At 58.6% G+C, this 362-nt stretch carries 1 protein-coding gene; it reads left to right on the top strand.

Features of this window, described 5'->3' with window-relative positions; translation table 11 throughout:
• On the top strand, nt 1-207 hold a 207-nt coding region (locus A3722_RS10450; RefSeq protein ID WP_443068777.1), incomplete at its 5' end, for a thiolase C-terminal domain-containing protein.
• Between the last annotated feature and the right edge of the window lie 155 nt (nt 208-362).

Here is a 362-nt window from a genome sequence, read left to right on the forward strand (position 1 = left end):
TTGCCGGTGAACACGAATGGTGGGGGTCTGTCCTGCGTGCATCCCGGCATGTACGGCATATTCACCGTGATCGAGGCAGCGCGCCAGATCCGTGGCGATGCCCCCGGCATTCAGTTGAACGGTGTCGATCTGGCGCTGGCGCATGGCAACGGCGGTGTGCTGTCCAGTCAGGTCACGGCAATCTTGGGGTCGCAAAACACCCTCTAAGAACGAACAAGGGAGGAAAGATCATGCCATTGGATTTCGACGCGCTGTCGAACTGGGACTTCGAAGAGATCGAACAGACGCTGACCGAGCGGGATACCATCCTGTATGCGCTCGGCCTTGGGTTCGGCGAGAATCCCACCGACAAAAAGGAACTG

Origin of the sequence: Sulfitobacter sp. HI0027, assembly GCF_001634775.1 — a bacterium.
Taxonomy (GTDB): domain Bacteria; phylum Pseudomonadota; class Alphaproteobacteria; order Rhodobacterales; family Rhodobacteraceae; genus Sulfitobacter.